The following is a 23,649-nucleotide window of genomic DNA, read 5'->3' as shown; positions in this document are numbered from 1 at the left end:
TAAATTGCTCCGTGTATCTCATTTTTTTGAAGCTTGATTTTCTGATGAAGCGACAGAATTAGGTAAGATTCACCAAATCTTTTGACGGAGATATGAAGGGATTGTAAACTGAATATACATCTTTACTCCCTATTCTTAACCTGAAAATATCTGTTTGAAAAAGGGGGCATTACTCATGTTATTGTTTAATGGAGCCTTCGTCAATGAAAAGTCCGTATCCATTTCGTACCAGGATCGAGGCTTCCACTTCGGTGATGGCGTCTATGAAGTCTTTCGTGTGTATGATCATCAGGTTTATGAAATGGAGGCGCATCTTCAGCGGCTGGAGCAAAGCGCAAAAGCGATCCAGTTATCTTTACCTTATTCCCTGAAACAACTCGATGGAATGGTCGATCGACTCATTCGATTCAATCGGCTGCAAAATGGGACCGTATACCTACAGGTCACACGGGGAGCCGCACCACGCAATCATCCTTTTCCCTCTCCCCAACCCAAACCGACTCTGCTCGGGTTTACCAGTCGATTAGAAAGGCCGTTGGAAAAGCTCAAAAAGGGCGTTCAGGCCATCACCGTACCAGACATCCGCTGGCTGCGCTGCGACATCAAATCGCTGAACCTGCTGCCCAATACCATGGCGAAGCAACAGGCCAAAGAACAAGAGGCAGAGGAAGCCATCCAGCATCGGGACGGCATCGTCACCGAATGCAGCGCATCCAATATTATGATGATCCAGAACGGCACCCTGCGTACCCATCCGGCCAACCATCTCATTCTGCCAGGAATCACGAGAGCCGTCGCCTTGAGATTGGCGCAAGAACTGAACATACCTGTATCTGAAACCGCCTTTACCCTGGAGGAGATGATGCAAGCCGATGAAGTCTTCCTGACAGGCACCACCGTTGAAATCATGCCAGTCACCCATATTGACGGCAAACCGATCAGGGATGGGAAAACAGGACCTCAGACTCAATTACTCCAGCAAGCCTTCGAAAAAAACCTACCCTAAACCCATAAGAAGAGGCTGTACTGTGACGAATCACAAAAACAGCCTCTTCTGTCTGATTTCCTTCCTCTATCTCGATGTTAAATTCTATGTCAAAACTATCGAAGTCAACCTTATCTAACAATATATAGTAGAAACCCCGACCAATCCCGCTCAGACAACCCCAGTCCCACTATTGCACTTTTCCCAAGAAGAGGGCATGAAGACCTGCCAACGCCCTCTCCCTTCACTTCAAACCCAATCCAGGCGGAGGGAGATCCCCTAAGCCCGACATTTGCGTTCTTTGCAAGAAGAGGGCGTGGGAACCTGCCGGAGCCTACTTTCTCGTCCCTCTCAATCTCAATTTCCCAGCGGAGGGAGATCCCCTAAGCCCGACATTTGCGCTTTCTGCAAGAAGAGGGCATGGGGATCTGCCGAAGCCTACTTTCTCGTCCCTCTCAATCTCAAATTCCAGGCGGAGGGAGATCCCCTAAGCCCGACATTTGCGCTTTCTGCAAGAAGAGGGCGCGAGGATCTGACGAAGCCCACTTTCTCGTCCCTCTCAATTTCCAGCGGAGGCAGATCCCCTAAGCCCGACATTTGCGTTTTTTGCAAGAAGAGGGCGTGAGGATCTGACGAAGCCTACTTTCTCACCCCGACCCAACCCAGGCGCAAGCAGATTTCCTAAGCCCGACATTTGCGCTCTTTGCAAGAAGAGGGCGTGGAAATCTGACGAAGCCGGTCACCCGACATTTGCGCCTTTTGCAAGAAGAGGGCGTGGGGATCTGCCGGAGCATTACCGTTTCCTATTCCACTCCGTGCTCCCATACTTCTCACTTGCAAGCTGTTCCGCCAGTTCCATCTCGTACGGCGTGAGCTCTGATGGCGTGAGCTGCAGGCCCATCCCTTCTTCATAGCCACGGCGAAACGCGGTGCGCAACTCCGCCATCGTGGCTGGAGGCTGCCCGATTTGACTTTTGATATCGTTAATAGCTACAGCCTTGGAATTGAAAGAGCGCATCAGACGTTCTTTCACCCGTTCGCTCGGGAATTTCAGCAGCGAAAACAGTTGGTCTACATCCATATCGAGCAGGATCGAACCGTGCTGGAGCACGACACCCTTTTGTCTGGTCTGGGCACTTCCGGCAATCTTGCGCCCTTCCACCACCAGCTCATACCACGAAGGCGAGTCGAAGCAAGCGGCGGAACTGGCGGCTGCGTATTTTCCTTTATCATCCGAACTGCTCAGGTTCACCATTTCTGCATCAAGCTGCAACAACCGAAAGCCATGAAGCAGGCCCATGCTCAATACCCGATAAGCCTCGTTGACCGTTTTCGGAATGCCTGGCGCTTTCTCGGACACAATGATACTGTACGTCAGCTCCTGGTCGTGAAGAACAGCTCGTCCTCCCGTCGCCCTTCTGACGAAGCCGATGCCCTGACGCTCCACTTCCGAGAAATCGACCTCTTCCTCGGCTTTTTGAAAATAGCCAATTGACAGCGTCGCTGGATTCCATCCATAAAAGCGCAGTGTCGGTGGTACCTTTCCTTCCGCGTGGGCGGTCAAAATCGCTTCATCAATTGCCATATTCATTGCAGGGGACTGTGCCCCGGTATCTATAAATCGCCATTCTTTTTCCATCTGTTCACATCCTCCTCCTTCATATCAGGCTGTTGTTCGATATGGATAGCAAACGAAGTTCAGTTATGAAAGCCTCGTCATTCGTCCATACTAATGCCAAGGTTCACCCTACTGCCAATCCTACGCATTTCCGACCCAAGGAGGGACATACCATGAAAAACTGCCAGACTGAACCTGCTGTCGTACCGATCAACGCGCATGTCCATATGCATATGAACAAAGAGTGGATTCAGGAGCTCGTCCAGCGCAGTGATCAGAATGGGCCTTGGGATGCATGGGCATTTTATCAGATGGCCTATCAGGCCGAACAATCATCCCTCATCTCCAGCTTCGATGAGCTGCAATGCATGAGACACCTCACCGATCTGACTCCGCTGCCGCATCAAATGGACACCGCCAAAAAAGTCTTGAACGAAATGCGGGGCCGGGCCATTCTCGCTGATGAAGTCGGACTCGGTAAAACCATCGAAGCCGGATTGATATTAAAAGAATATATGATTAGGGGGCTTGTACGCAAGGTGTTGGTGCTCGTTCCCGCCTCGCTCGTGCTGCAATGGGTGCGTGAGCTTAATCAGAAATTCGGCATTTCTGCCGTAGCCCAGAAGAAAGCATATATGTGGGATCAGCATGATATCGTCGTCGCCTCGATGGATACCGCCAAGCGTGATCCTCATCGCGAGATCATCCATCAAATCGAGTACGACATGCTCATTATCGATGAAGCGCACAAACTGAAAAACAAGCAGACCACCAACTATAAATTTATCAATCAAATGAAAAAGAAATACTGCCTGTTGTTAACCGCGACCCCGGTCCAGAATGATCTGAAAGAGCTGTTCAATCTCATATCCCTACTCAAGCCCGGACAGCTGGGCGGACAGGGCAACTTCCAGACCAACTATGTCCAGCAGAAGCGCATTCCCAAAAACCATGATTTGCTAAAAGAGCAGCTCAGTCAGGTCATGATTCGCAACCGACGAAGCGAGGGCAACCTTTCCTTCACCAAACGGCATGTGCGCAACATCCTGCTCGAGCTCTCCCCTGCTGAGATGGAGCTGTACCGGGGAGTTACCCGCTTCGTTAAGGAAACGGTCCAGACTCACACCGATACGACCAGCATGCTGTCGCTGGTCACGTTACAGCGGGAAGTGTGCAGCAGTCGAGATGCCGTCTTTCTCACCCTGGTCAATCTGTTCAAAAAAACAGCAGAAGATTCTCCCTTGCGCCAAGCGATCTGGGACCTGGTTCATCAGATCAAGGCCATTGAGGCGAATACGAAAGCCGAACAGGTCATGAATATTATTCGCAATACCGAGGAAAAGGTGATCATCTTCACCGAATATCGGGCCTCGCAAGAATATTTGCTGCAATATTTGAAGGCGCATGATTTTACAGCCGTGCCGTACCGGGGAGGGATGAACAGAGGCAAGAAGGACTGGATGATGGATCTGTTTCGCACCCGCGCCCAGGTCATGGTCGCCACAGAAGCAGGCGGAGAAGGGATAAATCTACAATTTTGCAACCGCATCATCAACTTTGACTTGCCCTGGAACCCGATGCGAGTCGAGCAGCGAATCGGCCGTATTCACAGACTCGGTCAGCAAAGAGACGTCTACATCTACAATCTCTCTACCAGACATACCATTGAGGAGCATATCCTTCATCTGCTGCATGAGAAGATCAACATGTTCGAACTGGTCATCGGGGAGCTGGATATGATTCTGGAGCGACTGGAGCAGCAGCAGTCGCTGGAAAAACAGTTGACCCGCATTATGCTGCAAGCAGAATCAGATGAGGCTGCTAGAGCCGAAATCGAGCAACTCGGCAATTCGTTTGCTGAAGTCAAGCAGCAGATCGAGCGTGAAAAGCGGAGGGGACAGCATGCAGTCAACGGAAATTGAACAATTTGTCATGAACTTTCTCGAAGTCACCGGAAGCCGCATCATGGAGAAAGCGCCTTCCCATGTCACCGTCAAGCTGTCTCCACAGGCAGACAAGGCACTCACGAACCGCCCCTACTACTGGAGCTTTGTCGAGCGTACGGGTGCAACCCCGGAAACGATGACCTTCACGTTCATTTTTCGTCCAGACAAATACAAGCAGTGGGAACAGCAGCAAGAGAAGAAGCAGCTGCAAAAAGCGGAACAAGCTGCAAGCAGCGATTCGATTCTGGCCCGTTACTTCGGCACCGATCTCAGCCAGCATGTCCGTCGTGTCCCTGAAGAACATGTCCATTATGGCGCAAGCAGATTGCAGCAAATTTTCAACTGTGTCAAAGAAAACGGACGTTTCGTCAGCATGTACGAATCCCCGCAGCCCTTGTCGCCAGGGCGTAACACAACCGCTATTCCCTCTCCCCGCAGCTACGAAACATGGCTCGGTGTCAACTACCGGGTGGAATTTCTCTGTGACCAGAAACGTGATGAACTGCACTCGCTCGGCATCTGTCTCTCAACCGGAGCCATTGCCGAAGAGTTTCATGCGTTTGTCCAACAGCTGGATTTAACGCCTAAACTGCCCGTACACACGCACATCAAGGACGGCCTCTCCGTTTCGAGAGCAGCGGAAGACCTTCATCACTATTTGCGGCAAGAAATTTCATCCTATAACCACAGTTGGGCAGAAGCTGCGAGAGAGCGACTGCAAGACGAACTGCAGCGTATTGACAGCTACTATATGGAGATGATCGACAGTCTGGAGGATGAGGAGAAGGCCGAAGCAGAAGCCCAGTATGAAAATCGGAAATCAGAAATTCGGTGGCAGCATGAGCCCCGCATTGAAGTCTCCGTCATGAATTGCGGTTATTTTCATCTCCTGTCTGATCCCCTGACGAGGAATTGACGTTTGTCGGGAACAATAGTCAAAAAAAGAATGAAAAATGAGCAAACCGTCTGACACGTTGCAACACTCTTTCTGATGCTTCCCCGCTACAATAGAAATCATCACCCGCTTGTCCCCTTGAAAACGGTTCATAATAAAAATGATAAAAGGCTGTGATAAAGATGAAGTGGCCCTTAATGATGATCATTGCCGGCATGCTGTTCCTCACCGTCCATGGAGGGGGGAATTCATTGACCGGCGTTTCCCGTCTCGAACAGACCGTGGCACACTCGGCTCCCAACCGAGCGTTCGTACCTGCGGCAAACTCGCAATACGAGGATCATGTTGCACATTGGATACAGCAAATTGCTAAACAAGCCGGATTCGAAGCCTGGCAGGACGCAACCTGGACCTCTGACTCTCTCGGTGCAGGTATGCACAGCTGGCTGGTGGAAGTGAAGGCGGAATCAGATGGACAGGCTGTCGGCTATCTTATTGTAGGTGCCGACCAGGCAGGTGACTATCGCTTGCTCGAATACGGCCTCGGACCTTACACCTTGTTCGATACCAGATTGACACAACCGTATGCCAACGCACATGGCTTTGACGGGAAACAGGGAGTCTGGACTCGCCTGTATATGCGTCCGCTGGAAGCATTATGGATGGTAGAGCTAGTAGAAATGGTAGAGACGGAGGATACTGCAACAAAACGAAAACGAACCGGACTGTTTGATGCCTATAGTGGGGAATATTATGACGTCTCGGAGGAAAAGCTCGCCGGTATGCTGAATGGGGGAGAATCTGCCGGGATACCGGGCATGGAAGCCACTGTGGAGGCAGCCCTTATTTCCAGGGAAATGAAGATACTTCGCGGTTCGAACCAGACTTGCTCTGATCCGTTTGATCATACACCATGGGTAGCGGAACAGCCGATCCAAGAGACGGAAGCCGGAGAACTGGAGACATGGCTAACAAAGCAACCATTGACTTATACACAACGTATTGTCCAGGATCATATTTTGCTCGTGGCGACCGTTTGCGGTATCCATGTGTGGCAGGATGCCCATGATACAGAGGCGCCAGAGATTCGTTATTGGGCTGTAGATCACGGGGGAATGCGATATGTACCGGCGAGAGCCTTGCAGGAAAAGGGAAGCTTCTATCCATCCTCATAGGTAACGGAGTGGGCTTCCCCGCTTTCATTACGGGTATTCTGAACGTGGCTTCGGGAAGTTTTTCGTTTTACTTTTCTACGTTTTCGTGGGACGGCCATTTTAACGGAAATTGGCATCATGCCAAACCAGCGGGAGGACCAGGTCTCCCGTTCCTTGCGAAGCCTTCGTTGCGCCTTGCGCTGATCGACCGGCGTTTCCAGATACCGAACGAATTGCTCGGTCACATATTTGATCAGGTCTTTCCCAGAGGCTGCCATAGCCGCCCTCTCCTTCCGTTCACGTGGATGCTTTCCATAAGCAGTATAACCACTCCACCCTGAACTTAACCTGAACGGATGGACTGTTTCTGAACAGGTTAGAAGGACAGCCTGTACCCTTTCAGGGCTGGAGGAGATCCTCTCGCGGCTGATCAAATGGCTGAATCAAATAATCCCTGGAAAGCTTGCGCACTCTCCGGTTTTGTCTGCGAATCAACACATGCTCATCGTCCCAGGCTACCACGATTCCGACCACATCATTGGCCGGATCTGCATCGCGTACGACACGGACTTTCGTGGCCGCTAATCGAAAGTCATTCAATCTGTCTTCTGTCATCATGATTTGTTCACTCCTTGTCTTGTCCCTCGTGATCTAGCTTGTCCCGGCAAACAAAAAGGCACACTCCGATTGGTAGAGTGTGCCCGGGTCCCCGATCTAATGAACGGAATGATCATCGACTTGTTGCGATGAATCCGATTCTTTAGCTGACGTGTTCTTTTTCAAACCATTCATCAAGCACCTTGCTGGACATGACACGCTGCTCGATATAGCTGACCTGCTGATCCGTGAAGGAATCCTTCCATTCCATGGAGAGCTCTTCACACAAGCCAACAAGGGTCAACAGTTCTGACCAAGCCACATATCGTTTATACCAAAAGAATTGAGGATGCTCGATCATATAGGGGTACAAGTCGTCAAATTCCGTATGCTTGCATTCCAAAGCCCGCTCAAAGTGGATTTTGGCAGCCTGCATTTTTTCCAGGAAGAATGCTTCCGACAGTTGTTTTTTTTCCATAGTTCTTCCTCCCCCAATTGTTAGATTATGCTCACTTTGTCTACATGGCCACTTTTCCCCTGCCATCTACCCTTATTATAGGATAAATCAGGAGATGAATAAAGCGCTCTCTGCTTGGAAACAATTAGTAGTTAACCGCTGACTATGCTTCGAATTCAATCTTTCCGTTTGCGAGGGATGAGATTTTGGCTAACGACTCCACCCGAACCCCGGCTTCACGAATCGTACGAGCACCTGCCTGGAAACTCTTCTCCACCACAATGCCCAGTCCCGACAGCTTCGCACCGGATCGCTGAATAATCTGCATCAGACCTCTTACCGCATCTCCATTTGCAATAATGTCGTCGATGATCAGAATACGGTCGTCCGCAGACAGGAATGATTTGGAAACGACGATATCTGTTACAATTCCCTTTGTGAAGGACGGAACCCGCTCACAATAAGCATCTTCGTCTGTCGTGATTGATTTCTTTCTTCTGGCAAAGACCATCGGTACACCCATTTCATAGGCCGTCGCATAGGCAATGGAAATGCCTGACGATTCCAGCGTCAATACCTTCGTGATCGACTCTCCCTCAAATCGTTTGGCGAATTCCTTGCCCAGGCTGCTAATCAGCACAGGATCTACCTGATGATTGAGTATTGAGTCCAATTTCAGCACTTGATCAGAAAGGACAACGCCTTCCTCCAATATTTGATTTTTCAATGATTCCATCCGATTCCCTCCATACCCTCGCTATCATATATAAATTAACATAAATTTCGTCAGGTTAAAACAACCGATCCATGAATTTATTCATACGGACAAGGAATTGGATGTGGCTGCGAATCATTTCATAGGCAATAAGAACGAATTTGGTCAATTATTGTCTTTGGCCGGAATTCATTGCAAATATGGCGAAACTTTTTCGTCCTTTGACTCGTTCTATACATAGAGAGTAAAAAAACACATAATCGCGCGAAAGATTGATTGTTGCCATGAGAACAGGGTGCCCTTATTCACAAATCGGTCTAACCGGATCGATTCGAACGCTTTTTGTCAAAAAACAGCTTTGAGGATGACAGGTTATTCAGATTATATTCATTATTGGAATGAAGATGAACGAGAAAAACAAATCAAAGGTGATGAGAACGTATGAAGCGATTGAAGTTCTGGACGTTTGCCGGCTTGCTTTTGCTTGTTGTTGTAGGGGTTTCTTCCGGTTGCGCAAACCAAAAAGAACCCGATCCTCTTCAGGAAGCGCGCTCTTCGACAATACCGTCACAAGTTGAACCCGAAAAACAGACCAAACCAGCCAACACCCAAACAGACAACACCAAGTCGGAAGAAACGGATAAAAAGAAGCATGATGCCGTTATCTCTTCACCGGAACAGCCCGATGAATCCGTGAAAAAGCCAGCCAACAGCCCGGAATCAGATGCAGGGACCGACAAACCTGCCCCAAATCCGCCTGCCTCAGAGCCTGCCACTTCTAACAATGACAAGGGAACGGGTGGCGTAATTGGAAGCCCTGAGAAACCGGCTTCTGCGACGATTGAGCATTATCATCCGACCCAGCCGAGACTGATGGGATTGAAAATCCAGGAATCCACGGATCAGGCGAAGGCCATTTACGGAAATCCGCTGAAAACCTATACAATGGGAGCAGATGCGAGCCAATTGAACGTGCTGGAATATCCCGGTTTCCGTATCGGAGCAGATGAGAACAATCAGATCATCTTTATCGAAGTATCGACGTCCGAAGCACACCCTGGTCTCAATGGGGTAGCACTGGGAGATGAAGTACGGGAGATGATTCGCTTTTACGGGGAACCTTCCGTGCAGACCGAATTCGTGATGAATTACATTTCCAACGGAATTGTCCTTAAAATCGATGTCGATCCGGTCCATCAGACGATTTCTTCCATCAAATTGTTTGCAGACGAAGAATCGCCTTCTTCCTAATCTTTTTGCCTCATCTTTTTGCTTTTTCCTTTTGCCTGATGGTTTAGTCATCAGCAGATCGCGTTTGTTTTCAAATGGACGATCTTAAATAGGCTCTTGCTGACGCAGCTTGTCTCGCGCCGGCAAGAGTTTTTTCATGTGCATACGTGCACACCCGTCATGCTTGACCGATTGCTCACATAGGCTTGTATAGAACACCATCCGACAGTACGTCATTTCAATGTGGTACAAGCAAATGTGATGCGCGCCAAGCCGCATCCATGAACGGGGGAATATCGTTGAAGCGGTTGGGCATCATGCTGCAAATAGCCTGTACATATATCGGAACCATTGTGGGCGCAGGATTTGCGACCGGGCAGGAAATTCTGCAATTCTTCACGCGCTATGGCAAATATGGCTCCATCACCATTCTCCTGTCCACGTGGCTGTTCATATGGCTGGGCACGAAACTCATGCTCACCGCTCAAACGATGAAAGCCCATTCATATGCGGATTTAAACCGGATGCTATTCGGCCCATCGGTCGGTCGGATTGTCAGTTTGCTGCTCATGCTAGTGCTGTTTGGCATCAGTTCAGTCATGCTGGCCGGGGCAGGCTCCGTATTCGAAGAGCATTTCGGATGGCCGTACCAGGCAGGCCTCGGATTGACCTTGCTGCTTGGCTTCCTCATCCTCTCCAGAGGCATGCAGGCCATCTTCGCTGTCAATTCGATCGTAGTGCCCTGTATGCTGCTCTATCTGATCATCATTGTCGTACAGGTCTCTCACTCTCCCACAGCGGGCAATTGGCTGACTCTGGATTCCGACGCTTCCCCTTTTCGCATCTGGATGTCTCCTTTTCTGTATGCCGCCTTTAATCTTGCGCTTGCCCAAGCTGTACTGGTCCCGATCGGAGGCAAGATGGAAGATGCTGCGGTCATTCGCGGGGGTGGCATCATTGGCGGGATTGGCGTAGGTCTGATGCTGCTGGCCTTGCATATGTCGCTATCCAGTAAAATGCCGGACATTGCCTCGTATGAAATCCCGATGGGACAAATGGCCACCCAGGTCGTACACACCGTCCAGCTTCTGTTCATTCTGATCATTTTCAGTGAAATCTTCACCACGTTCATTGCAGATTTATTCGGATTGATGACCCAGCTCGAGACCAAAGTGCCCTGGGGCAGACAGACATTGCTCGTAATTCTGCTGGCAGGATGTTACGCCATCAGTCAGGTGGGGTTCAGTTCCCTGGTCGCGTTCCTATACCCATTATTCGGCATGCTCAGTTCGTTTTGGCTGACAGCGCTCATATTGAAAAGAACTTGAAACTTGATTTTCCCTACCAATTTGTGTTGAATGAGAGATATCCAACGCGATATTGGGAAAGGAAGGGATACAGGATGAAAACCGTGATGATCACCGGTGGCGCGGAAGGGATCGGTCGGGCCACTGCGCTCCATTTTGCCAATAAAGGATATGTTGTCTCCATTCTTGATCCCAATCGGGAAGCAGGGATTGAACTCATTCGCTGGATTCGGCGGGAAGGCGGGAAAGCCCAGTTCATTCCCGGTGATGTCGCGAATGACGAAGATGTGAAGCGCTGGTTCCGCATTGCCAGAGAGGAAATGGAGCAGCTGGACGTGTTCATCAACAACGCAGGAATCAGCATGAATGGTTCCATGCTGGACTTGCCCCTGTCCTCGTTCGATCGGGTCATGCAGGTCAACCTGAGAGGAACCTTTCACTGTTCACAGCTAGCCGCCAAATGGATGGAGCTTTATCAGAAGGGATCGATCATTCATCTCGCTTCCACCCGTGCCTTGATGTCTGAAGCCGATACGGAAGCATATTCCGCATCCAAAGGGGGCATCCTTGCGCTCACCCATGCCATGGCGATCAGCCTCGGCCGCTACGGCATCCGGGTCAATGCAATCAGTCCCGGCTGGATCGAGACCGCTGACTGGAAAGCTGCGGCACAGGCGACTGTACCCGAGCATTCCCGTGCAGATCGGGAACAGCATCCGGTCGGAAGAGTAGGCAAGCCCCAGGATATTGCAGAAGCATGCCTGTTCCTGGCCGAGGACACCAGTTCCTTTATGACCGGACAAAACCTCGTCATCGACGGTGGCATGACCCGTTAAAATGATCTATGCATGAATACCTAATAGGGATATCCAAAAAGTCCAAAAAAAAAGTTGGGCGAGAAAACGCGAGGTTTTCTGCCCAACTTTTTTGTGTATGTGATCAGGACTCTTTAAGCATCCGGAATACTTGCTCCACATCCTTATCCCCTCGTCCGGACAGATTGATGATAATCAGATCATCCGGCTTCATGGTCGGCGCCAGCTTCAGCACATGCGCGACGGCGTGTGCGCTTTCCAGTGCCGGGATAATGCCTTCGGTTTTGGACAGTTCCTGGAAGGCTTCCAGAACCTCCTCGTTGCTAACCGTTACATACTCGCCTCGTCCGGATTGCTTCAGATAGCTGTGCTCCGGTCCAATTCCTGGATAATCCAGTCCGGCCGCAATCGAATACGTCGGTTTCGGGTTGCCTTCCTCATCCAGCAGCACGAGACATTTAAAACCATGCAGGACACCTGGCACCCCTTCTGTCAGCGTTGGGGCCTGATCCGGTTCTACCCCGATCAAGCGTACGGAAGGCTCGTCGATATAATGGGCGAAGGAGCCAATCGCATTGCTGCCTCCTCCGGCACAGGCGACAACCGCGGTCGGAAGCTTGCCTTCCTTCTCCATGATCTGCTTCTTGGACTCTTCACTGATGATCGACTGAAAATGCTTGACCATCGTTGGAAACGGATGCGGGCCCACCGCGGAACCGAGCAAATAGAAGGTATTCTGGTAGTTTTGCACCAAGTCATTCAGCGCTTCGTCTACCGCATCCTTCAATCTTCCCTGTCCTTTGTCTACCGCTACGACCTTCGCCCCAAGCAGTTCCATCCGGAACACATTCAGCGCCTGACGCCGCGTATCTTCTGCTCCCATATAAATGACGCAGTCCATCCCGAACATCGCACATACGGTCGCCGTAGCCACCCCATGCTGTCCCGCTCCCGTTTCGGCGATGATGCGCTTCGCACCCATTCGTTTCGCGAGCAGGATCTGACCGAGCACATTGTTAATCTTGTGAGACCCTGTATGGTTCAGATCCTCGCGCTTAAGGTAGATTTTCGCTCCGCCAAGCTTCTCTGTCAGATGCTTCGCGAACGTAAGCGGATTTTCCCGCCCCACATATTCTCTTAAATAATATTTGAATTCTTCATTGAATTCCTCGTCTTCCTTGAACGTTTCAAATTGATCAGCCAAATAGCTGAGTACCTCTTGCAGTTCTGGCGGCACAAAGCTGCCCCCGAATTCCCCAAAATATCCAACTTGCTGTTCACTTTCGCTCATGCTACACGCTCCCTTTCAAATTGCTGTCAAACGCTTTCATGGATCTGTTTCGATTGTAATTCAAGATGCGGGGTTAGACAACCCGGAAAGTGAAATCCAGCTCAGTTCCTGTCGAGTCTCCTCTGTGACCTGCTGAAACGACTGGCTGAGATGAGGATGACAGGTTAGGAACAACACCTGTTGCTCCTGACTGAAAGAGGCAATGAGCTGGCAGGTCAAACGAATGCGCTCTGGATCGAAATTGACCATAATATCATCGAGGATAATCGGCAGATTCGCTTTACTGCGAAAGGCACGAATCATGGCAAAGCGCAGGGACAGATAAAGCTGCTCGGCCGTCCCTCTGCTGAGTTGCGCAGGTTCAAACTGAACCCCGTCCTCCCGCTCTACGATCAGCCTCTGTTCACCGAGCGGTGCAAATAGCTTCTCGTATCGTCCTGCGGTCAGATGCCGGAAATATTGCGCCGCATGCCGGATAACCTCAGGCTGTCGCTCTCGCTCATATTTCACTTTCGCGGACTGAATGAGACGCTGCGCACCCGCTTTCACCACCCACGTCTTCAGTTGCTGTTCATATTGCTCTTTCAGTCGTTCCAGCTCCCATTGCAGTTGGGTATGCTCTTCCCCATCCATCAGCTGTTCAATCTCCAGTTGCAGGCGGCCTTTGTATGCCTGTTTGTCTCGCGCCTGCTGCCGATCTGCAGCCAGCTGTTCCTGAAGCGCCTCAGCCTGTTCCATCAGCTCCTGTGCCCGATATAGACGCAGCGTCTCGCCTAAGCGTCCCCGTTCCTCCTCCGGGATGAGCGAGTAAAGGGCAGCTTCAAGCTGTCTCGTCTCTTCAAGCAGCTGCGAACGCTGCTTCTCTTCCGTCGCTCTTCTGCGGAATCCTTCTTCATCTTGCACGCCTGCATGCTGGTGCAATGCGGTCAGATCGTGATCCATTCTGGCGATCTTCGCATGCACGGCCTCCAGCTGTTCCTGGATCTCACCCATCCGCGCTTCCAGTTTGGTCTGTTGTGCCCGTTGTTCCAGCTGCAAGTGGAGGGTTTTCTTCACCCCTTGCATACCCGTCTCGATATCCATTTCTCCGTTCTGATCCGGCTGTCCATCCTGTTGCATACCAGCGGCGGCTGCTTCCATCCAGCCTGATGCGGCCTGCTCATAGGCGAAACGCTGCTGGCGAAGCTGTTCCCGTCTGACCTGAAGCTTGTCCACCTGCTGGCGAAGCTGCTGCTGTTCTTCAAAACGGCGCAGCCAGTCCGTCCAGTGCTGTGGAGAGAGATGATCAGGCAAGCCATGCTTGTGCAATTCCTGCTGCCATTGCGCTTGCAGCTGATCCAACATCGCACGCTCTGATTCCCAGTGTTCACGGGTCAAGGCATGCTGTTCTTCAGCCAGCTCCATCTCCAGCCTGATTTCATGCAATCGCCGGGAATAAAGCGCGATTTCCTGCTCCGTTTCTTCTCTGCGTGCAATCAGCTGATCCAATTCCTGGAGCCAACCTGCATGATGGGCCACCACGACCGCCGGATCTACCGTGGCACCGCGCAGTTCCGACCAGGCCTTTGCCATTTCCAATCCCAGTTCCCTTGCAGACACTGCTGCAGGCTCCGTAGCAGAACCTCTCTGCTTGTCAAGCTTAGCCGCTGAATGCCGCTGCCCTGCGGCTGATTTCACAGAGAAGGCCTCCTTGACCTGCCATCCGGCAAAACAGAGCCACAGCCCCCAGGACATCCAACCTAACACCGGTTCATCCTGCATCGATACATATATCGGTACGGCGATTAGTCCACCCGTTGCGATCCATCGAACCCATGACCGCCTGGCCAGCTTGGACGTCTGTCCCTGACGTGACGGGGTACGAAGCGTCTCATCTTGAACCTGATGCAACTGCCAGCGCTGATGCCACATCAGCAACGTCTCCCGTTTCTGCTTCAATTCCTGAAGAGAAGGCGCGCGCAAGGACTCCGGAATTCGCTGCCTCCACTTGTCCTGCAACTGCTCCCGTGCGTCTTGCTGTCTTTGATGAAATTGCTTCTCTCGCAGCACACGCATTTCAACCTGCTCCACTTCCTCTTTGTGACGCTGCACCTTCACAAGCTGGTCCTGAATCTGTCTGCTTAACTCCTCTAGTTCCTGCTTGACGATCCAGGGCAGTCTCGGTTCTTCCGTTCCATCAGACAGAGCCAAATCTTGCTGTGCTTCCTTCCACCGCTCAAACCACTGGCGATACTCTTCGTCCAGCTGTTCTGCCTGTCTGTCCTGCTCCTGCATGACTGGAAGCTGCTCCAGCAGCCGCTCAATCTCTGGACGCGCCGCCAGCCATTCTTCACGGATATCCAGACTGGACAATCGCTCCTTCAAATCGGCTTGCAGCTTCTCCAGATGCATTCGCTCATCTCCTGCCGAGCTTGCCTCTGCCAGCAATCGCTCGTAACGCATCAGACCATGCTCGGGAAAAGGAACATCCTGCTCGTATGCATTCAGCTGGTGCTGAAGTTCTTGCAAACGAACCCATTTCGGCGCGGCCTGCGCACAACGTTCCAGCCAGGCACTCTTTTGCGCCTTCATTTCCCGTTGCTGCTCCAATTGTTCGATTTCCGCCTCCAACTGCTCACACTGCATCGTGAGCTCGTTGAATTTGCCGGATCTTTCCTTGATGCGGCGAAGCTTTTGGGCATGTTCTTCCAGCAGATGCAGCGTTTGATTCATGGCTCGAACTTGCCCTCTGGGCCGGTACAGCTCATCCAGCTCCAGTTGCAGCTTTCTGTCAGTCTTCGTGATCGCGGCAGGCGACAGACCCGTCCCAGTAGCAAACAGGAAGGCATTGATTTCATCAGACTGAAGAGAACGAATCTGCTCCAGTTCCGTGAGACTAAAAGCGAATAAATTCCGGTACATCTCATAGCTCATGCCGTGCAGCATCTGCGACAACAGGGAGCCAGGCACAGATGTACCGTCCTCCCATCTCAACTGCGTATCTGTTGATCCGAGCATTCGATCCAGCCATATCTTCTGTTGCCATTCATCGTGAGAGATTAGCAGCCTTCCACCTTCATTGGCCGCCAGCATTTTGCGGACCGCTTCCCCTTTCCTGGCAGAACCAAACAGGGCTGTTCGAATCCAGGAGAGCAGCGTGCTTTTACCTGCTTCATTGGCACCATGGACCAGGGTCAGTCCCTGCGCAAGCGTGATATGCCGCTGCCGTAGCGTCCCGTATTGCTCGATGTGGATTTCTTCAATTCGCATCAGTTACGCCACTCTCCTGTTTCAGTAGGGTACGGATCGCTTCCTGTCTCGCTTTTTCCACCAGCTCTGCCCACTCGGCGGCAGACCATTTCGGCATATACTTGACGGCTTTGCGATTGGCATGGATCGGTTCGAGCACCTCTTCGATGGCAGAGGGACTGTCTGTACGGAGCTCATTCAGCCAGTCCGCTCCTTCCTGCCAGATGTGTCGAAGGAATTCGCTGTCCGGCAAATCGTGTTCGAAAACGACGGATTGCGTCTCATCCACCCAGCTTTCCAGTGCAAGGAATCTATCATGTTGACCGCTGTGCAGACCTTTCTCAAACGGCTCGAAGACATCCTGAAGCCACAGCCGCACATCTTCTTCATCCGCCCCCAGGCATGCAAGGTCTCCATCGCCCGTGAAGACAAGCCGAAGAAGCAGAGATCGCTGCTGATTCTGCCAGGACGTTTCCAACTGTTCCTGAATCTGTTCCGACAACTCATGCAGCCGGGGGGTTCCGGCCACTTCCACCCGCATTTCCCCGAATTGCACGGCGTGCAATGGCACAAATTCAAGCCTTGTGGACTGGTCGGTGTCCACGTGGACGACATAACAGCCTTTCTCGTCTTTTTCCTTTCTGTGTCGTCCTTGTATATTTCCCGGGTAGACGACATACGGGTCTTCGTGCAGCACCTGTCGGGCATGGATATGGCCAAGTGCCCAGTAATGATAGCCCTTGGAGGTCAAATCTGTCAGCTGGCAAGGACTGTACGGCTCATGATCCGCACTGGTACCGACCTGGGCATGCAGCAGCGCAATCTGGTACAGACGTCTCTCCTGCTCGTCCTTCACAGGAAAGAGGCTGGACAGATTGTCCAGCACATGCCGGGTCGGATAGGATATACCGCTGACCGCAGCGATCGGATCTCCATGACGATCCTTGATCTCAACCTGTTCCACTTGTTTCGCAGAAAAAAAATGAACGGTCTCCGGCCAATCCAAATTCAGCCAGGCCCCGTCCTGCGGATCGTGATTGCCATGGATCGCATAAACTGAAATACCAGCGTCCCCTAGCCTCGCACAGGCCTGGTACAACGCATGCTGTGCGCGCAGAGAACGGTCTTCCAAATCAAACACATCACCGGCAAGCAGGACAAAGGATACCTGCTTCGCAATCGCCGTTTCCACGAGTCGATTCAGACTCTCGAAGGAAGCTGTGATCAACCGCTGTCTCAGCCGGGACTTTTCGAGCTGCAATCCCTTGAACGGACTGTCCAGATGAAGGTCTGCCGCATGCAAAAATGAAAAGGCCTTCATCGGATCAACCCTGACTCTGTTTGCTGCGGGCAGCCAAACGGGTCGGATATTGCAAGTAAAGTTCTTTCAGCTGATCGATCGCTCTTTCCAGTGAATACTCCTGCTTGGCTTTTTCCCAGGCAGCTTTGGCCATTTGCGATCGCAGCTCTGGCTGTGTAATGACCTGTTCCATTGCGTCTGCCAGTGCGGCTGCATCATCTACCTGTACCAGCAGCCCGTTGCTGCCGTGTTCAATTTGTTCCCGAATCCCGCCAATGTCCGTGCCAATCAGGGCCAGCCAGCACAAGGCCGCCTCTGCGAATACACTGCCGAAAGCCTCTGCGCGAGAAGGGAGAACAAACACATCGAAGAAGGGCATGAACTGCTCTGGATGCAACGTATAACCGTAGAAGATAATCTCGTCATATACCCCTTCTGCAATGGCCTGCTGTTCAAGCTGCTTACGAATCGGTCCATCCCCGATCATGTGCAGCACGAATTCATGTCCTCTCTGTTTGAGAATGCCGCAGGCTTCCAGCAGGACATCCAGTCCTTTGGCCGGAACCAGTCGGCAGAGCGTGACCAGTTGCGGTGTCGGGTTGTTGTGCTCGATCGGCTTGAACCGTCGTTGATCGAATCCGTTGTAGATGACCCGAACCTTTTCGGGGGTATCCAGAAACGGTGCCAAATATTGCTTGAACGCCTGCGAGACGGCAATGATGCCATCTACGCGACTTTCTATTTCCCGGTAAAGGGAAGTGAGAAACGTGTAGGCTGATTCTTCTTTTTTTAATCTGCCATTCAACAGCAGTTCATTTTCATAGCTGGAATGGATCGTCACCCAAACCGGCGTATTCGGAAAAACCTCTTTCATCACCAGTGCGGTAATGGGATGGTGAGCATGGATGACATCATATTCATCATTCAGCCTCAGCTTCGTCCACCAAAAGTAGTCTTTCAGCGTCTGCATATATTTGTCCACAATGGGATGATCACAGAATGCTTCGGCATCAAAAGTATGAAAGACCGGAGATTCGTTGCCTTTTCCCCGAATTCGTTTCGGCAAGAAAAAAAGCTCCATTTCCCAGCCTGTTTGCTTGAACTGCTCCTGTATGTATGGAACCATCGAGGATACCCCGCCCGGCTGTTCCGGCGGGAAGAAAAGTGCCTGTAAAATCTTCATAATCTACCTCCCGTTATGATCTATCTCTGTCAAACGAGCGAAACGAGAATCTGTGTTCCTATTTATTGTACCTTGTGACAAGCCTAAAAACAAAGCTATAATGGAAAAAGAATGAATCTGAATGTGGGCAGGTGAAGTTATTGTTCCATTCCAATCATATTGACAGCTCAGATCTGCTCTATGGACCGATCGCTCCACTCGTCTCTGCAAGCAGTATTCTCGTCATTTTGGTCCTGATGCTTATCATTTCCTATCGCTTGTATCGGGATCGAAAAAAGAGAGGCTATCGCTCGATCAGTGTATCGATCCTGCTGGTCATTATTCAGTATATGATGATGATTAACTTGCAGTTAAGGAATGACCCGAATCTGGCGCAAACGCAATATTTGCTGCAATTATTGCAGGTTCTTTCCTTTATTATGATTAATATGGGGATCTATCAGCTGTACAATCGTTCCCGCATGAAGACACAGCTGCTGTTCTATGGATTTATCACCGCAGCCCTGCTCATTGCCGGATATTATTACTATCAGGCTGTGACCACTTCGATGAACGATCAGCAGCTGCTGCTGCAATATTCCTTTATGGATCTCTATTTGTTTATCTTGATCTTTCTGTGCTTCTATATGGTGGCTCCTTATGTCGGACAGCGGGGAAAATATCATGCCGCCGTCACCATCTACTTTATCTTCCATCTCTCTTACGTCTCCAATCAGTATGTGTTTGAGAACGATCATCAACTGCTGAAGGTGTTCGAATATTTTCTGCCGATTGTCTTTTACAGCATCGTCTTTCTCTACGTCCTGGATCGGGTCATTGAGCTGCTGCAATCGGTCTATCGATCCTCGATTACGGACGGGCTGACAGGGCTGTACAATCGGGCTTTTTTTGTGAATCAGATTGAAAAATGCCTCAAGAAAGATTTGAAGGTATCCCTGATCTTCACGGATATCGATAACTTCAAAAAACTCAATGACACCAAAGGGCACCAGGCCGGAGACGAAGCGCTCAAGGGGGTGTCGGAAATTCTGAAGCAGGAAGCGGAGCAGATTGGCATCGCGGGCCGATATGGCGGGGAAGAACTGCTCATGCTGATCGTCAACCAGAAGTCTAATCCCGCGATCATTGCCGAGCGGGTACGCAAACGGGTGGAAGAAGAAGTCGGGGTGACCATCAGTGTCGGTTATACGAAACGCAAAGGTCCAATCACTGCAGAAGCCTTCCTTCAACAATCCGATGAAGCCATGTACGCGTCCAAAACGTCCGGCAAAAATAAAGTAACGGCCTATACAAGCAAACGAAGTGGCTCAGCTGCAGCCGGTAAAACATCATAAACCGATCGATATGCCGATTGTGGCATGATCCTCCCTATACGCTCGTATGCTTCTTCATAGAGGCTACGGGCGTTTGGTTTGTAAAAATGCCATGAAGTTGATCACATGACTTGATTTTTTTACGGTGAATCGATATAGTTTTATTGTCGAACTATTTCATGGGTGAATGGTTTCAGGGGTGAAGGTTTGGCATCACGAATGATGAAGGTTTAGCCTGATCAAATTTATAAGGAGAGGAAGCCTATTCATGGTCAATATCAAGGAACTGGTGGATCGATATCAATCCATCTCCTATATGGTCAACCGTCGAATCAATGCGCTGATGCGGGATCAGCTGCAAGAAGAGGTGACGCTGGATCAATTCTCGGTCATTCGTTATATTGATTCCCAGGGTGCCAGCACCTCCACGGAGCTGTCCGAAGTGCTCTGTGTTGGAAAAAGCTCTATCACCGCTCTCGTAACGAGGCTTGTCGACAAGGGGCTGCTCATACGCAAGGAAGATGAGCATGACCGAAGAGTGATCCTGCTCGCATTAACGGAAAAAGGTGTGGAAATCTGCCGCGCTATCGAAGAACGCATTGCCCAGTTGCTCTCGACGTATATCAATCATTTTGAACCGGAAGAAGTGCTGAATTTTATCAATACCTATGAAAAGCTGGCTCAGCTGCTCGACAATGAAAGGAGATCACATTCCGAATGAAAACCATCCTTAAATTCAAATGGCTCATCCTCGTCCTGTGGATAGCCGCTGCTGTTGGTTTGACGATCCAGGCACCGAGTATGGAAACGCTCGTTCGCGAGAAAGGGCAAGTTGGGGTGCCTGATGGCTATTCGTCCAGTCTCGCCGAAGATTTTCTGAAAGAAATGAACGGAGAAGCTACGGAGGCTTCGGGGACTTCAGATGCTTCCGATTCTGATGCGATGAGTGAAATGCAGGCTGTGCTTGTTTTTCATAATGAAAATGGATTGCAGCCGGAAGACTATCAGGCGATTGGCGAAGGACTGTCTGCTCTGATGCAAACCGAAAGCAGCTCCCCTACATATGGCATCACTAAACTGGTTGCACCGCTCGGAGAACCGCAGCTCGAGGAGCAAATGATTTCCCCCGATGGTACTACGATGCTGACACTGCTGTCTGTCGCCGATCTGGATCGGACAAATGCCGAAATTCGGGACGATTTGTACAAAGCGGTTCAGGACATCCCGGTCGATCATTACTATACCGGAAGCTGGCTCATCGATGAAGATGTGATTGAAAGCTCGCAGGAAGGATTGAAGAAGACCGAATATATTACGGTCGTGTTTATCCTCCTCATTCTGTTTGTCGTGTTCCGCTCTGCCATTGCACCATTTATTCCGCTTCTGACGGTAGGCATCAGCTATATCACCGCTCAATCGGTCGTGGCGTTCCTGGTAGACGGGATCGATTTTCCGTTATCCAATTTTACACAAATATTCATGGTCGCGGTCATGTTCGGGATCGGTACAGACTACTGTATCCTGCTGATTAGCCGATTCAAGGAAGAACTGGCGAAGGGAGACAAAATCCAGGCCATCGTGACCACCTACCGGACAGCGGGCAAAACGGTCTTGTTCTCCGGTATCGCGGTGATGATCGGATTTGCTTCTATCGGCTTTTCGACCTTCTCTTTGTATAAATCCGCAGTGGCGGTTGCAGTAGGCGTAGCGTTCCTTATGCTGGCACTGGTTACGATTGTACCGTTTTTCATGGCGGTGCTGGGCAAGTCAATCTTCTGGCCGGTCAACCGCAATCTCGATCATGGTCACAGCAAGCTCTGGGAATGGGCGGGCAAAAGCTCGCTGAAAAGACCACTACTAGCCTTTCTGGCAGTCGCGATCCTTTCATCCCCTTTCTTGATTACGTATAAAGGGACCTTGTCCTATAATTCACTGGACGAGATCGGAGACGGCTACAATTCGGTCAAGGCCTTTAATCTCATCTCGGATGGATTCAGTGCCGGCGAAGCATTGCCAACTCAGCTGATCCTCAAGCATGACGAGCCACTAGCGAGCATGGAAGGCCTTGTCTCCATCGAGACATTGAGCCAGGCTATCCTCTCGCTCGAAGAAGTCAGCACGGTAAGATCCGTCAGCAGACCAACGGGTGAACTCCTTCCTCAGCTGCAGGCCGCGATGGAAGGCCAACAGCAAGCGACGGAAGCAGCAAATGATAGCCAGACGGAAGATACTGGCGGAGGCATTACACCGCCCGATCTCTTTACTTCACCTGAGTTTCAGCAAATTCTGGACACCTATATGTCTCAGGACCGGATGATGGTATCCCTCGATATCATTTTGAAGCCAAATCCGTACTCGGAAGAAGCGCTGGCATCCATCAAGGAAATCAAAGCGATGATCGATCAGACACTCCCGAACACGGTCGCGGCAGAAGCCGAATATGCCATCGGTGGGGTCACGAGTATTTATGCGGATCTGAATCAGATCTCATCCGATGACTATACGCGCACTTCCATTTTGATGCTGATCGGCATCGCGATTATTCTCATTATCTTGTTCCGGTCGATTGTCATGACTCTGTACGTCATCGGATCTCTCGTCCTGACCTTCTATACGGCGATGGGCGTGTCCGAACTCATCTTCATCCATGCGCTTGGCTATGATGGCATCAGTTGGGCAGTGCCGTTCTTCGCCTTTGTCATTCTCATTGCGCTCGGGGTCGATTACAGCATCTTCCTGATGGATCGATTCAATGAATACCGGGATGAATCGGTGCACGATGCCCTGATTCATGCGATGAAGCGAATGGGAACGGTCATCCTGTCTGCGGCAGTCATCCTGGGCGGAACCTTTGCAGCCATGATTCCATCAGGTGTTCTGTCTCTCATGCAGATTGCCACCATTGTTCTGGCGGGACTGTCTCTGTATTCCCTGCTTTATCTCCCTTTCTTCATCCCGGTTATGGTTCGATTGTTTGGCAATGCCAACTGGTGGCCATTCAAGCGTAGACAACCAGATCACGCGAAGCCGGAAACGGAAACCGGCAAGTCCTAACTCTTCGCAGTACGAGGTCTTGACGGACATTTACGGTTTATAACGAGCTATTTTTGGGTCTTAGCGGGTCTTAGCGGGTCTTAGCGGGTCTTAGCGGGTCTTAGCGGGTCTTAGCGGGTCTTAGCGGGTCTTACGGAGCTTTTTCGAGGATTTTCAAATTTGAAGTGATCTCAGCCCATCTTTTTAGGTCTCAGTAGGTCCCGGTATCCCGTTTCACCTGTGTGTGGTCGGGAGTGCTTATTTTAAGAAGCGTACAGAGACGTCGTTCTTAATAGAACGATACGTTTATACGAAATATGAGAAATGAGAATTGGGATTTGAGACATGGAATTTGAGAAATATACTGAGATTCAACATTCTTGATTTGATATACGATTTATGAGAGATCAGATACGAGACATGAAATCAATAAAATAGAGAGTCTGCTGAGGAATATATGATATGCTCCCCTTTGAGTAGACACCTGAAATAACAAAATTCAGGACTACTCAAAGGGGAGCTTTTTTATGGGAAGAAGACGAATCAGTTATGACAAGAAAATGGAAGCTGTAGAGAAATACA

General features: G+C 50.6%; 19 protein-coding genes. 10 read left to right on the top strand and 9 right to left on the bottom strand.

Going from position 1 to position 23,649, the window contains the following annotated elements; genetic code table 11:
* Positions 1 to 175 precede the first annotated feature (175 nt).
* A complete protein-coding gene (dat, locus tag ACFSUC_RS03060; RefSeq protein ID WP_379927994.1) occupies positions 176 to 1,006 on the top strand; it encodes a D-amino-acid transaminase in 831 nt (276 codons plus the stop codon).
* A 772-nt stretch (positions 1,007 to 1,778) separates the two neighbouring features.
* On the opposite strand, the gene ACFSUC_RS03055 is transcribed toward dat, so the two are convergent.
* A complete protein-coding gene (locus ACFSUC_RS03055) occupies positions 1,779 to 2,624 on the bottom strand; it encodes a lipoate--protein ligase family protein (protein WP_379927993.1) in 846 nt (281 codons plus the stop codon).
* Positions 2,625 to 2,776: 152 nt separating this feature from the next.
* On the opposite strand from ACFSUC_RS03055, the gene ACFSUC_RS03050 reads away from it, so the two are divergent.
* The 3 genes from ACFSUC_RS03050 to ACFSUC_RS03040 all read left to right on the top strand — a co-directional run bounded on the left by ACFSUC_RS03050 (position 2,777) and on the right by ACFSUC_RS03040 (position 6,619).
* Positions 2,777 to 4,525, top strand: a complete 1,749-nt coding sequence (locus ACFSUC_RS03050; RefSeq protein WP_379927992.1) for a DEAD/DEAH box helicase — start codon at positions 2,777 to 2,779, stop codon at positions 4,523 to 4,525.
* Positions 4,506 to 5,465, top strand: coding sequence for a YqhG family protein (locus ACFSUC_RS03045; protein ID WP_379927991.1), 960 nt, complete (start codon positions 4,506 to 4,508; stop codon positions 5,463 to 5,465). The genes ACFSUC_RS03050 and ACFSUC_RS03045 overlap by 20 nt, the downstream gene beginning before the upstream one ends.
* A gap of 161 nt (positions 5,466 to 5,626) precedes the next feature.
* Positions 5,627 to 6,619, top strand: coding sequence for a hypothetical protein (locus ACFSUC_RS03040; protein ID WP_379927989.1), 993 nt, complete (start codon positions 5,627 to 5,629; stop codon positions 6,617 to 6,619).
* On the opposite strand, the gene ACFSUC_RS03035 is transcribed toward ACFSUC_RS03040, so the two are convergent.
* The 4 genes from ACFSUC_RS03035 to ACFSUC_RS03020 all read right to left on the bottom strand — a co-directional run bounded on the left by ACFSUC_RS03035 (position 6,604) and on the right by ACFSUC_RS03020 (position 8,388).
* On the bottom strand, positions 6,604 to 6,876 hold the full coding sequence (locus ACFSUC_RS03035; protein ID WP_379927988.1) for a YqzE family protein: 273 nt from the start codon (positions 6,874 to 6,876) through the stop codon (positions 6,604 to 6,606). The two genes, ACFSUC_RS03040 and ACFSUC_RS03035, sit on opposite strands and share 16 nt — an antisense overlap.
* Before the next feature lie 121 nt (positions 6,877 to 6,997).
* Complete coding sequence (locus tag ACFSUC_RS03030; RefSeq protein ID WP_379927987.1) at positions 6,998 to 7,216, bottom strand: hypothetical protein; 219 nt, start codon at positions 7,214 to 7,216, stop codon at positions 6,998 to 7,000.
* Positions 7,217 to 7,358: 142 nt separating this feature from the next.
* Entirely contained in the window at positions 7,359 to 7,673 is a 315-nt protein-coding gene (locus ACFSUC_RS03025; protein WP_379927986.1) for a hypothetical protein, read from the bottom strand.
* A 142-nt stretch (positions 7,674 to 7,815) separates the two neighbouring features.
* Positions 7,816 to 8,388, bottom strand: coding sequence for a xanthine phosphoribosyltransferase (locus ACFSUC_RS03020; protein WP_379927985.1), 573 nt, complete (start codon positions 8,386 to 8,388; stop codon positions 7,816 to 7,818).
* Between the two features lie 420 nt (positions 8,389 to 8,808).
* Here ACFSUC_RS03020 and ACFSUC_RS03015 point away from each other — a divergent pair, with 420 nt between their 5' ends.
* The 3 genes from ACFSUC_RS03015 (at position 8,809) to ACFSUC_RS03005 (ending at position 11,740) form a co-directional block, all read left to right on the top strand.
* Positions 8,809 to 9,618 (top strand): hypothetical protein, encoded by an 810-nt coding sequence (locus ACFSUC_RS03015; protein WP_379927984.1) that lies wholly within the window; start codon positions 8,809 to 8,811, stop codon positions 9,616 to 9,618.
* A 278-nt stretch (positions 9,619 to 9,896) separates the two neighbouring features.
* Positions 9,897 to 10,925 (top strand): YkvI family membrane protein, encoded by a 1,029-nt coding sequence (locus tag ACFSUC_RS03010; RefSeq protein ID WP_379927983.1) that lies wholly within the window; start codon positions 9,897 to 9,899, stop codon positions 10,923 to 10,925.
* Positions 10,926 to 10,999: 74 nt separating this feature from the next.
* On the top strand, positions 11,000 to 11,740 hold the full coding sequence (locus tag ACFSUC_RS03005; RefSeq protein WP_379927982.1) for an SDR family NAD(P)-dependent oxidoreductase: 741 nt from the start codon (positions 11,000 to 11,002) through the stop codon (positions 11,738 to 11,740).
* A gap of 103 nt (positions 11,741 to 11,843) precedes the next feature.
* Here ACFSUC_RS03005 and trpB read toward each other — a convergent pair whose 3' ends face one another.
* From trpB to ACFSUC_RS02985, 4 genes are read right to left on the bottom strand one after another with little or no spacing between them, the layout of a single operon-like run.
* Positions 11,844 to 13,010, bottom strand: a complete 1,167-nt coding sequence (trpB, locus tag ACFSUC_RS03000) for a tryptophan synthase subunit beta (RefSeq protein ID WP_379927981.1) — start codon at positions 13,008 to 13,010, stop codon at positions 11,844 to 11,846.
* A gap of 60 nt (positions 13,011 to 13,070) precedes the next feature.
* Entirely contained in the window at positions 13,071 to 16,259 is a 3,189-nt protein-coding gene (locus tag ACFSUC_RS02995; RefSeq protein WP_379927980.1) for an AAA family ATPase, read from the bottom strand.
* Positions 16,249 to 17,559, bottom strand: coding sequence for a metallophosphoesterase family protein (locus ACFSUC_RS02990; protein ID WP_379927979.1), 1,311 nt, complete (start codon positions 17,557 to 17,559; stop codon positions 16,249 to 16,251). Before ACFSUC_RS02990 ends, ACFSUC_RS02995 begins: the two co-directional genes overlap by 11 nt.
* Positions 17,560 to 17,563: 4 nt before the next feature.
* The gene (locus ACFSUC_RS02985; RefSeq protein ID WP_379927978.1) at positions 17,564 to 18,721 is read right to left on the bottom strand and encodes a glycosyltransferase family 4 protein; all 1,158 of its coding nucleotides are present in this window, start codon (positions 18,719 to 18,721) and stop codon (positions 17,564 to 17,566) included.
* 131 nt (positions 18,722 to 18,852) lie between these two features.
* Here ACFSUC_RS02985 and ACFSUC_RS02980 point away from each other — a divergent pair, with 131 nt between their 5' ends.
* The 3 genes from ACFSUC_RS02980 (at position 18,853) to ACFSUC_RS02970 (ending at position 23,088) form a co-directional block, all read left to right on the top strand.
* Positions 18,853 to 20,055, top strand: coding sequence for a GGDEF domain-containing protein (locus tag ACFSUC_RS02980; protein ID WP_379927977.1), 1,203 nt, complete (start codon positions 18,853 to 18,855; stop codon positions 20,053 to 20,055).
* A gap of 247 nt (positions 20,056 to 20,302) precedes the next feature.
* A complete protein-coding gene (locus ACFSUC_RS02975; RefSeq protein ID WP_379927976.1) occupies positions 20,303 to 20,755 on the top strand; it encodes a MarR family winged helix-turn-helix transcriptional regulator in 453 nt (150 codons plus the stop codon).
* The gene (locus tag ACFSUC_RS02970; RefSeq protein WP_379927975.1) at positions 20,752 to 23,088 is read left to right on the top strand and encodes an MMPL family transporter; all 2,337 of its coding nucleotides are present in this window, start codon (positions 20,752 to 20,754) and stop codon (positions 23,086 to 23,088) included. Before ACFSUC_RS02975 ends, ACFSUC_RS02970 begins: the two co-directional genes overlap by 4 nt.
* The last annotated feature ends 561 nt before the right edge of the window (positions 23,089 to 23,649 follow it).

This window comes from Marinicrinis sediminis (assembly GCF_042685085.1).
GTDB classification, from domain to species: domain Bacteria; phylum Bacillota; class Bacilli; order Paenibacillales; family KCTC-33676; genus Marinicrinis; species Marinicrinis sediminis.
The sequence above is the reverse complement of the archived record's forward strand: the minus strand, read 5'-3'. Positions and strand labels throughout refer to the sequence as shown.

Coding starts and splice junctions, on each gene's coding strand:
- dat (WP_379927994.1), top strand. CDS start 176: ATGTTATTGTTTAATGGAGCCTTCGTCAATGAAAAGTCCGTATCCATT.
- ACFSUC_RS03055 (WP_379927993.1), bottom strand. CDS start 2,624: ATGGAAAAAGAATGGCGATTTATAGATACCGGGGCACAGTCCCCTGCA.
- ACFSUC_RS03050 (WP_379927992.1), top strand. CDS start 2,777: ATGAAAAACTGCCAGACTGAACCTGCTGTCGTACCGATCAACGCGCAT.
- ACFSUC_RS03045 (WP_379927991.1), top strand. CDS start 4,506: ATGCAGTCAACGGAAATTGAACAATTTGTCATGAACTTTCTCGAAGTC.
- ACFSUC_RS03040 (WP_379927989.1), top strand. CDS start 5,627: ATGAAGTGGCCCTTAATGATGATCATTGCCGGCATGCTGTTCCTCACC.
- ACFSUC_RS03035 (WP_379927988.1), bottom strand. CDS start 6,876: ATGGCAGCCTCTGGGAAAGACCTGATCAAATATGTGACCGAGCAATTC.
- ACFSUC_RS03030 (WP_379927987.1), bottom strand. CDS start 7,216: ATGATGACAGAAGACAGATTGAATGACTTTCGATTAGCGGCCACGAAA.
- ACFSUC_RS03025 (WP_379927986.1), bottom strand. CDS start 7,673: ATGGAAAAAAAACAACTGTCGGAAGCATTCTTCCTGGAAAAAATGCAG.
- ACFSUC_RS03020 (WP_379927985.1), bottom strand. CDS start 8,388: ATGGAATCATTGAAAAATCAAATATTGGAGGAAGGCGTTGTCCTTTCT.
- ACFSUC_RS03015 (WP_379927984.1), top strand. CDS start 8,809: ATGAAGCGATTGAAGTTCTGGACGTTTGCCGGCTTGCTTTTGCTTGTT.
- ACFSUC_RS03005 (WP_379927982.1), top strand. CDS start 11,000: ATGAAAACCGTGATGATCACCGGTGGCGCGGAAGGGATCGGTCGGGCC.
- trpB (WP_379927981.1), bottom strand. CDS start 13,010: ATGAGCGAAAGTGAACAGCAAGTTGGATATTTTGGGGAATTCGGGGGC.
- ACFSUC_RS02995 (WP_379927980.1), bottom strand. CDS start 16,259: ATGCGAATTGAAGAAATCCACATCGAGCAATACGGGACGCTACGGCAG.
- ACFSUC_RS02990 (WP_379927979.1), bottom strand. CDS start 17,559: ATGAAGGCCTTTTCATTTTTGCATGCGGCAGACCTTCATCTGGACAGT.
- ACFSUC_RS02985 (WP_379927978.1), bottom strand. CDS start 18,721: ATGAAGATTTTACAGGCACTTTTCTTCCCGCCGGAACAGCCGGGCGGG.
- ACFSUC_RS02975 (WP_379927976.1), top strand. CDS start 20,303: ATGGTCAATATCAAGGAACTGGTGGATCGATATCAATCCATCTCCTAT.
- ACFSUC_RS02970 (WP_379927975.1), top strand. CDS start 20,752: ATGAAAACCATCCTTAAATTCAAATGGCTCATCCTCGTCCTGTGGATA.